The organism is Blautia sp. CAG:237 (assembly GCF_000436615.1).
Taxonomy (GTDB): Bacteria; Bacillota; Clostridia; order Lachnospirales; family Lachnospiraceae; genus Blautia_A; species Blautia_A intestinihominis.
This window is the reverse complement of the sequence record NZ_FR886683.1, coordinates 1-240: the sequence shown is the minus strand read 5'-3', so window position 1 is coordinate 240 and position 240 is coordinate 1. Positions and strand designations below refer to the sequence as shown.

The 240-nt window shown below is 41.7% G+C and carries 1 protein-coding gene; it reads right to left on the bottom strand.

The features are described 5' to 3' along the window. Window positions 1-189: sensor histidine kinase (locus QZL69_RS02220; RefSeq protein WP_291517925.1), on the bottom strand; the 189-nt coding region annotated here is incomplete at its 3' end. Window positions 190-240 lie beyond the last annotated feature (51 nt).

The following is a 240-nucleotide window of genomic DNA, read 5'->3' as shown; positions in this document are numbered from 1 at the left end:
AAACGGCAGTGTAATAACAAATGTAGATCCTTCGCCCTCTTTGCTTGTCACCACAATTGTTCCGTTCATCCTGTCGATGATTTTTTTCACAATAGACATTCCAAGTCCGGTGCCGCTGTAAACCGTTCTCGCATCAGAATGTTCCTGCACAAAAGGCTCAAAAATATGTTTCAGAAACTCCTCACTCATTCCAATGCCTGTATCTGAAATTGTCCAGCGATACGTGACTATACCATTTTT